Source organism: Bacillus sp. A01H (genome assembly GCF_045277205.1).
GTDB classification, from domain to species: domain Bacteria; phylum Bacillota; class Bacilli; order Bacillales; family Bacillaceae_G; genus Bacillus_A; species Bacillus_A paranthracis.
Genome location: NZ_CP117702.1, coordinates 1,067,740 through 1,079,469, shown reverse-complemented (window position 1 = coordinate 1,079,469; position 11,730 = coordinate 1,067,740). Strand labels below are relative to the sequence as shown.

Below are 11,730 nucleotides of genomic sequence, written 5' to 3'. Positions count from 1 at the left end.
CTTTCTTTTTCCGTACTTTACTACGAATAGTAAATCTAGTGCTCATAAAACTTTCTCTCTATTTTACCACGCAATGTCATATATTTCTTTGCATATTCTAGTGATTTATGCCAAAATAGTTATAAGATTCTGATTTTTATTATTGGAGGGAATTTTCATGGGAGTATACGTTCTAACAGTCTTTGAAAAAGATGGTTCAAAAGCATTAGACGAATCATTCGAGGCGGCAACTGAAAAAGAAGCGAAAGCAAAAGGTGAATCTATTTTACGAGAAAAAGGATTGTATGAAAAAACACATCGCTGCACATCTACTGCAGGTAAGCTCGTTTTATTCCAGCGCTAAAAAAAAGAAGCGTCATCCGCTTCTTTTTCACTCTACTATATCTTCGTCACACCACGTAAACACCACATCTAGAATGCGATTACCGATACGTACGCGCTTATTCCATTTTCCTGTTTGGATCTGATGTTGCAATTCTGCTTTCATCTTTTCCGTCCAGTCGTGAATCGTTTCACTACCGTCGTACGGATATACGCTCGGAAACTCTTCCTGCAGTAGATGCAAGCTCTCTGCATCAAAATGAAAATGGAAGAAGTAGTTTGCTGTAAGCGATGGTTCTTGCAATCGTAAAAAATGATCATCAATTTGCTTTCTATTTCGATAGAAAGTAAAGATATTCACCTTACCACTCGTAATTTGGTCAATTTGAATTTCGTGCTTCTCTATAATCACGTCTTGTCCACCTCGTTGTATACTATCTTTAGTATATATGTCTTTTGCAACAAAGTTAACCATTTTCGCGCGAAATTCATTTCCTTCATTATATTACCTGTACCTCCATATGCAATCAGAACAAATAAAACAAAGTTGAAGGGGAGCGATCACATGTATTTCGGAAGCAAAGGTTGGTATGTAAAAGAACTTAAAAAATTAGGTATCCGTACTTATGAAGGTAAAAAACTAGAATCGTATCGTACGCATGTGTTATCTAGTTTACTTGAGAGAATGAAGAGAGCTTCGGCTTAATAAAAAATAGAAGAGGCCACTTTTCAAGTGGCTTCTTGTCAGAGTATTAGGAAAGCCTTCCATCTTGTAAGGGTTCAACTGCAACATCAACTAGTGTAAAATTATGTCTTTCATTCACAAAGACATTTTTATTTTCCATTAAACCTGCTATGTGCATGGCTATCAATAATCATATTATTCTCCATCCCTTACGTTTTTTTACTTTGTTGCCATTTTTCTTTCTTCAAATACTTCCGTAGCAACTGTCAAAATCGTATTTAAAGCTATTGGAAAACCACCATAAATCAACATTTGCATCATTACTTCTACAATTTCTTCTTCTGTCCACCCTACATTTAAAGCTCCATTAATATAAAACTTAAGTTGTTGCGTATTTCCTAATACCGTTAACCCAGCTACTGTAGCTAATAGACGAGACTTTAAATCTAATCCTGGTCTTGAAAAAATTTGTCCGTAATTAAATTCAACAGCTAATGTGCCTAAATCTGGTGCAATAGAATCTTTAAAACTATCGACAATCGCTTGATAATTCTCCTTGTCTATTTTTTTCAGAATATCTAGACCTTTTTGATAATTCTCTTCATTCCTTACCATTATGCATCGCCCCTTTTCATATTTTCAACCATTTTTAAGCTCTTAACCTCATTTTTCATGTTTAAAAGACTCGTAAATCCTAAACTCACCATCACCATACCTGTTATGCAAACTCCTAGCCAACCCCAATTGCTCCAAGCTAATACCCCTATATACGATCCAAGTGCCCCACCTAAAAAAGTGGCTACCATATACAGTCCATTTAATCTACTACGTTTATCTGGGGAGAGCTGAAATATTCTGGCTTGACATGCAACTTGATTTGCTTGTGTACCTACAGTTACTAATAATGCAGATAAAATTAAAGCAGTTAACCAGTAGCCTAACGTAATAGAAATAATAAATGCTATGAATGTAATTGTCATACAAAGAGTATTCGCATAAATTGGACCCTTTTTATCAATTACCCGCCCAATTATAGGAGTAGCAAATGCACCTCCTATTCCAACTAACCCAACTAATCCTACAACATCACTTCCATATGAATAAGAAGGTGATTGTAGAAGGAAGCCAAGAGTTGTCCAGAACACGCTAAATGCACCAAATATCATTCCTTGGCTTATACAAGCTTGACGCAGTACTTTTTCTTGTATAAACATGGGGCCTAATGAAGTCAATAACTCACTATACTTCATAGAAGCAACCCCTTGACTTTTGGGTAGTAAAAGTCTTGTGAGTACAATGATTACCAGCATACTTGCAAAGGAGACCCAATACATTGCTCTCCAACCAAAATGCACGTCAATCAAGCCACTAACAAAACGTGCTCCTAAAATCCCACATACCAAGCCTATGGCTACATTTCCTAGGACCTTTCCGCGCACCTTTTCATCAACCAAACTAGCTACAAGGGGTACAATTATCTGAGGAATAACCGTACAAATCCCTATCAAAAAGTTGGTCACCACAAGCCAAGTCACATTTGGTGAAATAGCGGCTGCTGCTAGTGAAAGACTTACTGCACATAGCAACGTTAAAATTAATTTTCTTCTCTCAAATATGTCCCCAAGTGGTACTACTAAAAGATTCCCTAAAGCATATCCTACTTGTGTTAAAGTGGCTACAATACCAATAGATGCTGCTGCTACATTAAATGTCTTCCCCATGCTTACAAGCAAAACCTGATTTAAATACACATTCGCCACTGTAAATCCACAAGCAACTGCCATGAAAAAGATTACTCCCTTTGTAACTCTTGGGTTTTCTTGTACAGAAGCATTGGCTTTATTCACTTTATTCACCCCCTTTATCAAAACTACAACTTTAATATAAAACAAATATTTTAATGTAAATAGATATCCAGTTATACTAGTATTAACAGTACTACCTTAAAGAAAGGGGCTTTTTATGAACAGTGAACAGGAAAGAAAAAAAGAACTCGGAAATTTTTTGAAGTCTAGACGCAACCGACTTTCTCCACAAGATTTTGGATTACCAATTAGTTCACGCAGAAAAGCCAAAGGATTACGTCGTGAAGAAGTAGCACAACTAGCTAATATTGGGGTAACTTGGTACACGTGGATTGAACAAGGCCGAGATATCCAAGTCTCAATACAGGCTTTAGAAAGTTTAGCTGATGCCTTACGCTTAGATAAAGAAGAACGTGAGCATATGTTTTTATTAGCTCATCAACAGTTACCTCCTGAAAAGCCTTTAAAAACTGATGACGAAGTAAGCCCTGTACTACAAAATTTTATAGATGATTTAAAGTTTTACCCGATATATGTAACAGATCAACTTTGGGATGTTGTAACCTGGAACCGTGTTGCAAGTGCAGTATTTGGAGATTTTGAAACTATGAGTTTCAAAGAAAGAAATGCAGTTTGGAGATGTTTTGCCTCCCAAGAATATCGAACCTTATTAGCAAATGATTGGGAGGCCCATGCAAGGAGACTTTTAGCACAATTTAGAGCTACATGTAGTCGTTTTGTTGGTGAAGAATGGCTCAAAGAAGTAGTGGAAGAATTAATGGCTATTAGCGCAGAGTTCCAAGAATGGTGGCCCGCTCACGATGTTCTCGGTACACCGAGTGGAAAAAAGGAAATCCATCATCCAATAGTAGGCACACTATTATTCGAACATATTACATTCCGGGTGTATGACGCTCCAGACTTAAAACTAACTATGTATCGACCTAAAGACCCAGAAACTTTAAATAAATTAAGACAATTACTACAATTAACTTCCAATTAAATATAAAATACATACTCATACTGATTATTAACATAAGGCCTACACTGCAAATTATGCAATACTAGGCTAAACCTTACAAACTAGAACGAGAAGAATAATAGCCTTTTGTTCCCTTTTATTCATTTTCAACAAAATAGCCCTTCAAACTAAAAATGCTATAATAAACCCAATCAAACTAAGGGGGATCATTTATCTTGCACGGAAAACACATTCAATTTCACAAGTTCGGCAATCCAAAAGATGTATTACAAGTTGAATATAAAAATATAGAACCATTAAGAGATAATGAAGTGCTAGTTCGTATGTTAGTTAGACCGATTAATCCATCTGACTTAATTCCAATAACCGGAGCGTACGCACATAGAATTCCGTTACCTAACATACCTGGTTATGAAGGTGTTGGCATTGTAGAAGATGTAGGGGCTTTTGTTTCTAGAGAACTTATCGGCAAACGTGTTTTACCGTTACGCGGAGAAGGTACTTGGCAAGAATATGTGAAAACATCAGCTGATTTTGTAGTCCCTATTCCTGATTCCATCGATGATTTTACAGCGGCACAAATGTATATTAATCCTCTTACGGCGTGGGTTACATGTACAGAAACGTTAAACTTACAACAGAATGATGTTTTATTAGTGAATGCTTGTGGATCCGCAATTGGTCATCTTTTTGCGCAGTTATCACACATTTTAAACTTCCGACTCATTGCCGTGACAAGAAATAGTAAACATACAGAGGAATTACTTGAGCTTGGTGCCCACCATGTAATCGATACTTCCACTACCCCGCTTTATGAAACCGTTATGGAATTAACGAACGGGCTCGGCGCGGATGCTGCAATTGATTCTATCGGGGGATCAGATGGAAATGAATTGGCTTTCTCCTTACGTCCAAACGGGCACTTTTTAACGATCGGTCTTCTATCAGGTGTACAAGTTAACTGGGCAGAGATTGTCACGAAAGCAAAAGTGCACGCGAACATATTTCATTTACGGCATTGGAATAAAGAAGTAACGCCATATAAATGGCAAGAGACGTTTCGTCATTTAATTCACTTAGTAGAAAATAAGCAATTACGTTTTATGAAAGTACATTCTACATATGACTTAGCGGATGTGAAAGCAGCAGTTGATGTTGTGCAGTCTGCTGAGAAAACGAAAGGGAAAGTATTTTTGACTAGTTATTAACTACAATTGAAGTGGGCTTTTTGATTGGCCTTTTAAATAGACTAGATAATACCTTTAAGAGCGAACATTTGTAAGTATCTGGTATAATTCTATTAAAAGGTGAAAGGAGATTTTCACATGTGGTTAATTTCGGCAATTTGGCCTGTTATACTAGTCGGGGGAATTGTAGTATTTGTAATAAAAAGATTGGAACATAAATATAAGAACGGAAAATTAGGTAAGAAAAAATCAAAAGAAGCTCAAAACTTATTAGATAGTCTCATACCTATAGGAATGCTTGTTGGCTGTATAATCGGTTTGATTTTCGGTATGTTTTTCCCGGACTTCTCCCTGCTTTCAGTTAGTTTAGGATCTGGAATAGGCTATTTATTTGGTTATTTCGCCTATGAAATTTATAGTAAGACAGGCAATAATTTTTCCTAATCCAAAAAGAATAAGCCGGACAGTACATAATAGTCATATAAAATATGTACTGTCCTTTATTTTTGCATCAACGTTATCACCGTACCTTCCACATCCTATACACCTTTTTGATTGATTTTCCTCTCCTCCCTCTTTTGTATATTCGCTTTTTTATTTTCATTAGATCTATACCCATAGTAAAGTAGAGCGCATGTAATAACTGAGCCTACAATGTATCCTAAAAAACATCCTAACCAAAACATAATATAATCGCCTCCATCCATAATAAATTTTATGTAATATAACTCTTTACATGCTCAATCGTTTATTTCTATCAACTATACACTCTCTAAAGCTATTCATACTATTATTTCTCTTCTTACCTCAAATAATAATTTTATTATTTGTCATAAAGTTAACATTTTTCCATATTATTACTTTTATCTTCGAGAATAATATACTACATTTGAAATAAGCAGGCTAGTATATCAGCTCTTCTCCCTCTTACCTTTAGTTATGAACAAAAAAAAACCCTCAAAGCATAAGCTTCGAGGGGTGAGCCTGTTTTTTTACTTATATACGTACAGCTGTACCACTTACAGCAACCATTAACATTCCATCACGAACTACTTCGTAATCTACGTCAACGCCAACGATAGCGTTCGCACCTTTTTGTTTTGCAAGTTCTTTCATTTCATCCATTGCGATATCACGAGCTTCTTTTAGCTTGCTTTCATAAGAACCAGCACGACCACCGACAACATCACGAACAGAAGCGAATAAATCGCGGACAATATTTGCACCCATAATAGCTTCACCATTTACAATATCGATATACTCAATAATTTCTTTACCTTGAATTCCAGACGTTGTTGTTACAATCATGACTGACACTCTCCTAATAAGTTGTAGTTTGAATAAGCTTTCTTATGTCTTTATTATGACATGGAACAAGCAACGAATCTATTGAATTACCTTACAGGAATGTGACAGTTTTGTAAGAATACAGCGACTATTTTGTTTAATAAAGTGCTTTAACATTAGGATACATAAACGACTCCCTATTTTCTTTCCAGTCGCGTTCTACTTCTTTAAAAGTTGGTCGTCCTAATTCTTCCTTGTTTTCATGTTTACGAAACCATTTCTTCACATACTGATCTCCATTCTTATTTTGCACTGTACAAAGGAAGCTATTACTACTATCCTTTAATATTTTTACAATCACGACAAGACACCCCTTCTCTCTGAAACTTGATCTTTTACCATAAGCCCTTCCTCTCTTATAGTCATACGACTCCTCGGTCGCGCCAAAGTTGTAAGATCAAAAACGATATTTACTTTGTTTACATTTTATTTAAAGAAATCAGAGTTATAAGCATTATGCTTATCAAATATTTTGTAGATTTCTAACTTATCATCTAATTTTGCATCTACTAAAATTAATATATTTCCATCGTAAATGTATTCTTCATATTTCTTAGCGTGTTCTTCTGGAATGCCTAATCCGATAAATGCTCCTATTAAACTTCCAGCTCCTCCGCCAATACCGGCTCCCCCAATTGCTGCTGCGATCGGTCCCGCTGCTACAATTGGGCCCAGTCCAGATACAGCAAGTACACCAAGGCCTGTTAATAAACCTCCGAGTCCGCCTGCTACTCCTCCTGCTACAAGTCCTGTCGCTGAAAAGATATCTCCTTTATGTGCAGTTTCATGATTCACTTTCTCACCTGATTTTTCTTCCAGATGTTCAATTTCCTTTTGATCTTTCGCAATAGCTGAAATGTTATCTGCCGAGTATCCTTTTTCCTTTAATTCATTAATAACGAGTGCCGCATCATCAATTGTTGGAAAAACACCTACTATTTTTCTATCCATATTCATAACTATTAACCTCCTAAAATTTTATATAACGTATCTTTATTACTCTTCGTTTTTATATACACTAATTTTTTTATTCACATAACCATTTACGAAAAATGCTAATAATAAAAGGACTACAAGAGAACTACTTAACAAGTAAATGAAATCAAATGTAATATCCGTTATCATTTTATCCATATGTAACAGTCTCCTTTTTATTTAAAGTAAAAGTATATTTTTATAGACTAAAACTTTACAATCCATCTTCGGTCAATCTCTTTATGGTATATGTATACCCTTCTTCCCCCTTTCTAAACGTAAAAAACTATAATTATATTTTTTCTTATTTATATGTTTAACATTTTTTAAAACGGGTACGTTTATATTGTTATGCTTATTATATGGAAAGGAAAATTACGATGAACGCCATTCACTCTACTACTATTCTTTATAATGAAACACCTACAATAACGCAGATTCATCATTTTTATGCTTTAATGACAACATTTCAAACAAATGTATTTATAAGTAAACGAGGAACACTTACTTCTATTAAAAACTTAAGCACATTAGTATCATTTTTCCTTACTATAAAAAAGAGAGAGCTTGTATTATTTATATTTGAAGGAATAGATGCAAAAAGAGCTTTAAGAACACTCTTTCCTTCTTAAAGGTTTTATTATCCCCTATTCCCTCGATTGTTATTTTTCATACATAGTTTTATACTTCAAAATGATTTCCTCTATTCAAAACGAGACCCCCTAATACAATAGGGGGATTTCTAGTTTAGCCCTATGAAAACTGATATAATATATATTACGTTTTTCATTCTTTAAAATAGAAAAGTTTTAATAACCTTGAAGGTAGGAATTTTTAATGAAATCGAAAGCAAAATTTAGTATTCGCTACAAAATTATGGCTGGTTATTTAGTTATCATTTTGTTTTTACTTATTTCTTTTATTATGTTAAACAATCAGATTTCCAATTTACAAAAATCTCGTAATTTTATTATTGATCACGATTTTAAAGTTCTCAATTTAACGAACCAAGTGGAAAAAGACTTGCTAACAATAGAAAATAAAGCGAAAGGCTTTATCACTTCTAATAACGTGAACTATTTGCAATCTCTTAACTCTGCCGAAAGAGATTATGAAAAACATTACCATAATCTTTTTTCTTTATTAGAAGATAATCCATCTCAGCAAGAAAAATTAAAAGAGATTAACGGAAACATTACTAATTGGATGAATAAAGAGATTCACCCGTTAATTGCAAATCATAATAGTAATAAAATACAAGAAATCGACACTACCGAAATCCAATCATTACAATCACAACTAACTGACTTCCGTAGCACTGAGGAGCAATTAACGAAAAAAAGAGCTGCACAATTAGATACTAAAAATAATAAATTAGAGCTTTGGTTATACAGTTTATTGTTCTTACTATCTTGTATTTCTATTATCGTTTCACTTTATATTTCCAATTCCATTACAAAAACGATTAAAAATGTAATTCAAGCTATTAAATCCATTTCTTCTAAAGAAAAAATTACGGAAAGAATTCATGTAAATACACATGATGAAATAAAAGATCTTGCTCATACAACGAACCATCTGCTAGACGAAATATCGAAAAGAGAGTGGTTACAAACGGAGATTGCAGAATTAATTTTAATGTATCAAGGTGTATCTTCTATTGAGATGTTAGGTAACAAAATTTTGAGTGGCATTATACAAAAAACGCAAACTTCTTGCGGTGCATTCTATGTACGTGAAGAAGTTGAAGAAACTGTCTACTTTGTGAAAAAAGCTTCTTTCGCCGATCAAGGTATTGATATTGGAAAACAATCCATTAAAATGGGTGAAGGTTTCATTGGACAGTCTGCTTTAGAAAAGAAAAGTTTTATTCTTAGGGACATACCTGAAGAGTTTCGTTACGTTACTACTGGATTATTAGAAATACGCCCTAAAAATTTACTAGTCATCCCTGTCTTATTTGAGGATGAAGTGATTGCAGTAATGGAGTTAGTAAGTGTAACTGACATTTCAGATTTACATCAAGATTTAATTCACCAAACTGTTGATAATCTAGGTTTAACAATCCACAGCATTATGGGACGTATGCGAATTCAAACTCTTTTACATGAATCACAAGCAATGACAGAAGAGTTACAAGTTCAATCAGAAGAATTGCAAACGCAAGCGGAAGAACTACAAATGCAAGCCGAGGAATTAAGAACAACGAACGAACAGTTAGAGTCTAGAACGGAAGAGGCCGAGCAAAAGACAGCTGACTTACAAGTGACTAAATTAGAATTAGAAGAAAAAGCAAGTGAGTTGTTACGTAGTTCAAAATACAAATCAGAATTCCTAGCAAATATGTCACATGAATTACGTACACCATTAAATAGTATTTTACTATTATCTGAAATGTTAAAAGAAAATCATGATAATCATTTATCCGATGATGAAATTGAATTAGCAACCGTCATTCATTCATCAGGGAAGGATTTACTTACTTTAATTAATGACATACTAGATTTATCTAAAGTAGAAGCCGGAAAACTAGATGTTATTTTTGAAGCAACGAACATAAGTGATATGGCTGCAAGTATGCAGCAAAACTTCTTACATATCGCTGCACAAAAAAATGTAGAATTTACTGTTGAAAACAGTGACACCATTCCTGATCTGTTTTATACAGATGCACAACGGATTGAACAAATTATTAAAAACTTATTATCCAATGCATTTAAATTTACGGAAAAAGGATCTGTCTCTTTACATTTTGATTCAATAGAAGCAACTAATTTGAGCCATGAAATGCAGTCTATCAGTAATGATTGGATAACCATTTCGGTAAAAGATACTGGTATTGGTATCGCTAAAGAACAGCATCAACTTATTTTCGAAGCCTTTCAACAGGCAGATGGCGCAACGATTCGGAAGTATGGTGGTACAGGATTAGGTTTATCTATTTGTAAAGAGTTTGCTAGACTATTAGGTGGTTGGATTACGTTAGAAAGTAATGTAGGAGAAGGCAGTACTTTCACCGTATATATTCCTAACCTTCCAAACGGATTAACTGATATACAAGTATCCAATTTAGAAGTCGCAGCAACGGTAGATGAAGTTATTCCTGCTGAAGTTGTTGAGGAAACCATCGTTCTTCCAGAAACAACTAATGTCTTCCAAGAGAAAACCATTTTAATTGTCGATGATGATCATCGAAATATATTTGCATTACAAAATGCATTAAAAAAACACCATGCCAATATCATTACTGCACAAAACGGCCTAGAGTGTTTAGAAATACTAAAAAACAATACAAATATCGACCTTATTTTAATGGATATTATGATGCCAAATATGGACGGTTATGAAACGATGGAACATATCCGAATGAACTTAGGGTTACATGAAATACCTATTATCGCATTAACTGCTAAAGCAATGCCAAATGATAAGGAAAAATGTTTATCTGCTGGCGCTTCAGATTATATAAGTAAACCATTAAATTTACATCAACTCTATTCGGTAATGAGTGTATGGTTAATAAAATAAGTGAGGTTTCGTTTCAGTGGAAAATAAGTATTATAATTTTGATCCATCAGTAGATATGGATAAGCGTACGAACTTAGAAATTGACTTACTATTAGAAGCGGTATTTAAACTATCAGGATTTGATTTTCGCCAATACGCTCGCACATCTATTTATAGGCGGATTTGTAATCGAATGCAAATTTCTAATATCCCTACCATTTCAAAGTTAATTGAAAAAGTAATTCATGAGGAAGGGGTTTTAGAGCAGTTATTAAATGATTTCTCGATCAATGTAACTGAGATGTTCCGTAACCCTATCTTTTTTAAGGCGCTAAGAGAGCATGTTATTCCTGAATTAAGAAAGCATCCTGAAATTAGAATTTGGCACGCTGGATGCGCAACTGGTGAAGAAGTATTATCCATGTCCATCTTACTTCATGAAGAAGGATTAAGTGAAAAAGCTATTATTTACGCAACAGATATGAATACAGATGTGTTAGAAAAAGCAAAACAAGGTATTCTTCCATTAAATAAAATGCAAACTTATACGAAAAATTATTTACAAGCTGGCGGTACACAAGCATTTTCTAACTATTATTCAACGGATAGTCGTTTTGCTTATTTTAATCCTTCACTGTTACAAAACATTATTTTTGCACAACATAATTTAGTAACCGATCAATCTTTTAACGAATTTCATATTATCCTTTGCCGTAACGTTTTAATTTACTTTACAAGTAAACTTCAAAACCAAGTACAGCAACTATTTTATGAAAGTTTAAGTCACAATGGATTCCTATGTTTAGGAAATAAAGAAACTCTTCGTTTCTCGGATATCATGCCGCATTATACGCAATTTAATCCACACGAACAAATCTATCAAAAAATACAATAAAAGCGTATGAAATCCTCTATTTGGAT

Annotated in this window: 15 protein-coding genes; 8 read left to right on the top strand and 7 right to left on the bottom strand. The window is 34.2% G+C overall.

What is annotated here, in order from left to right; translation table 11 throughout:
* The first annotated feature begins 157 nt into the window (after positions 1-157).
* The gene (locus tag PSR14_RS05705; RefSeq protein ID WP_000539554.1) at positions 158-343 is read left to right on the top strand and encodes a YhzD family protein; all 186 of its coding nucleotides are present in this window, start codon (positions 158-160) and stop codon (positions 341-343) included.
* Positions 344-370: 27 nt separating this feature from the next.
* On the opposite strand, the gene PSR14_RS05700 is transcribed toward PSR14_RS05705, so the two are convergent.
* Positions 371-733 carry a hypothetical protein gene (locus tag PSR14_RS05700; protein WP_029437729.1) on the bottom strand — a complete coding sequence of 121 codons (363 nt, stop codon included), beginning with the start codon at positions 731-733 and terminating at the stop codon, positions 371-373.
* 153 nt (positions 734-886) lie between these two features.
* On the opposite strand from PSR14_RS05700, the gene PSR14_RS05695 reads away from it, so the two are divergent.
* Positions 887-1,027, top strand: a complete 141-nt coding sequence (locus PSR14_RS05695) for a YflJ family protein (protein WP_000273537.1) — start codon at positions 887-889, stop codon at positions 1,025-1,027.
* A gap of 198 nt (positions 1,028-1,225) precedes the next feature.
* On the opposite strand, the gene PSR14_RS05690 is transcribed toward PSR14_RS05695, so the two are convergent.
* Positions 1,226-1,621 carry a carboxymuconolactone decarboxylase family protein gene (locus tag PSR14_RS05690; RefSeq protein WP_073541961.1) on the bottom strand — a complete coding sequence of 132 codons (396 nt, stop codon included), beginning with the start codon at positions 1,619-1,621 and terminating at the stop codon, positions 1,226-1,228.
* Positions 1,621-2,790, bottom strand: a complete 1,170-nt coding sequence (locus PSR14_RS05685) for an MFS transporter (protein WP_048519793.1) — start codon at positions 2,788-2,790, stop codon at positions 1,621-1,623. The genes PSR14_RS05690 and PSR14_RS05685 overlap by 1 nt, the downstream gene beginning before the upstream one ends.
* A gap of 178 nt (positions 2,791-2,968) precedes the next feature.
* Between PSR14_RS05685 and PSR14_RS05680 the strand changes: the two genes are divergently transcribed.
* The 3 genes from PSR14_RS05680 to PSR14_RS05670 all read left to right on the top strand — a co-directional run bounded on the left by PSR14_RS05680 (position 2,969) and on the right by PSR14_RS05670 (position 5,424).
* Complete coding sequence (locus PSR14_RS05680) at positions 2,969-3,814, top strand: helix-turn-helix transcriptional regulator (protein WP_001083673.1); 846 nt, start codon at positions 2,969-2,971, stop codon at positions 3,812-3,814.
* A gap of 194 nt (positions 3,815-4,008) precedes the next feature.
* Positions 4,009-5,001 (top strand): zinc-dependent alcohol dehydrogenase family protein, encoded by a 993-nt coding sequence (locus PSR14_RS05675; RefSeq protein WP_000546065.1) that lies wholly within the window; start codon positions 4,009-4,011, stop codon positions 4,999-5,001.
* A 117-nt stretch (positions 5,002-5,118) separates the two neighbouring features.
* Positions 5,119-5,424, top strand: coding sequence for a hypothetical protein (locus tag PSR14_RS05670; RefSeq protein WP_000266262.1), 306 nt, complete (start codon positions 5,119-5,121; stop codon positions 5,422-5,424).
* Between the two features lie 552 nt (positions 5,425-5,976).
* Here PSR14_RS05670 and PSR14_RS05665 read toward each other — a convergent pair.
* From PSR14_RS05665 to PSR14_RS05650, 4 genes are all read right to left on the bottom strand, one after another.
* A complete protein-coding gene (locus PSR14_RS05665; protein ID WP_000637511.1) occupies positions 5,977-6,288 on the bottom strand; it encodes a heavy metal-binding domain-containing protein in 312 nt (103 codons plus the stop codon).
* A gap of 136 nt (positions 6,289-6,424) precedes the next feature.
* A complete protein-coding gene (locus tag PSR14_RS05660) occupies positions 6,425-6,628 on the bottom strand; it encodes a DUF4028 family protein (protein WP_002193859.1) in 204 nt (67 codons plus the stop codon).
* Positions 6,629-6,753: 125 nt separating this feature from the next.
* The gene (locus tag PSR14_RS05655; RefSeq protein WP_071741434.1) at positions 6,754-7,284 is read right to left on the bottom strand and encodes a general stress protein; all 531 of its coding nucleotides are present in this window, start codon (positions 7,282-7,284) and stop codon (positions 6,754-6,756) included.
* 39 nt (positions 7,285-7,323) lie between these two features.
* Positions 7,324-7,461: a hypothetical protein gene (locus tag PSR14_RS05650; protein WP_000359816.1), complete on the bottom strand. Its 138-nt coding sequence runs from the start codon at positions 7,459-7,461 to the stop codon at positions 7,324-7,326.
* 221 nt (positions 7,462-7,682) lie between these two features.
* On the opposite strand from PSR14_RS05650, the gene PSR14_RS05645 reads away from it, so the two are divergent.
* From PSR14_RS05645 to PSR14_RS05635, 3 genes are all read left to right on the top strand, one after another.
* On the top strand, positions 7,683-7,934 hold the full coding sequence (locus PSR14_RS05645; RefSeq protein WP_000991341.1) for a hypothetical protein: 252 nt from the start codon (positions 7,683-7,685) through the stop codon (positions 7,932-7,934).
* A gap of 205 nt (positions 7,935-8,139) precedes the next feature.
* Positions 8,140-10,830, top strand: a complete 2,691-nt coding sequence (locus PSR14_RS05640) for an ATP-binding protein (RefSeq protein ID WP_098487465.1) — start codon at positions 8,140-8,142, stop codon at positions 10,828-10,830.
* A 16-nt stretch (positions 10,831-10,846) separates the two neighbouring features.
* Positions 10,847-11,704 (top strand): protein-glutamate O-methyltransferase CheR, encoded by an 858-nt coding sequence (locus PSR14_RS05635; RefSeq protein ID WP_000429026.1) that lies wholly within the window; start codon positions 10,847-10,849, stop codon positions 11,702-11,704.
* The last annotated feature ends 26 nt before the right edge of the window (positions 11,705-11,730 follow it).

What these genes read in the sequence shown, in the direction of transcription:
- PSR14_RS05705 (WP_000539554.1), top strand. Translation starts at nt 158, where the DNA reads ATGGGAGTATACGTTCTAACAGTCTTTGAAAAAGATGGTTCAAAAGCA.
- PSR14_RS05695 (WP_000273537.1), top strand. Translation starts at nt 887, where the DNA reads ATGTATTTCGGAAGCAAAGGTTGGTATGTAAAAGAACTTAAAAAATTA.
- PSR14_RS05690 (WP_073541961.1), bottom strand. Translation starts at nt 1,621, where the DNA reads ATGGTAAGGAATGAAGAGAATTATCAAAAAGGTCTAGATATTCTGAAA.
- PSR14_RS05685 (WP_048519793.1), bottom strand. Translation starts at nt 2,790, where the DNA reads ATGGCAGTTGCTTGTGGATTTACAGTGGCGAATGTGTATTTAAATCAG.
- PSR14_RS05680 (WP_001083673.1), top strand. Translation starts at nt 2,969, where the DNA reads ATGAACAGTGAACAGGAAAGAAAAAAAGAACTCGGAAATTTTTTGAAG.
- PSR14_RS05670 (WP_000266262.1), top strand. Translation starts at nt 5,119, where the DNA reads ATGTGGTTAATTTCGGCAATTTGGCCTGTTATACTAGTCGGGGGAATT.
- PSR14_RS05665 (WP_000637511.1), bottom strand. Translation starts at nt 6,288, where the DNA reads ATGATTGTAACAACAACGTCTGGAATTCAAGGTAAAGAAATTATTGAG.
- PSR14_RS05655 (WP_071741434.1), bottom strand. Translation starts at nt 7,284, where the DNA reads ATGAATATGGATAGAAAAATAGTAGGTGTTTTTCCAACAATTGATGAT.
- PSR14_RS05650 (WP_000359816.1), bottom strand. Translation starts at nt 7,461, where the DNA reads ATGGATAAAATGATAACGGATATTACATTTGATTTCATTTACTTGTTA.
- PSR14_RS05645 (WP_000991341.1), top strand. Translation starts at nt 7,683, where the DNA reads ATGAACGCCATTCACTCTACTACTATTCTTTATAATGAAACACCTACA.
- PSR14_RS05640 (WP_098487465.1), top strand. Translation starts at nt 8,140, where the DNA reads ATGAAATCGAAAGCAAAATTTAGTATTCGCTACAAAATTATGGCTGGT.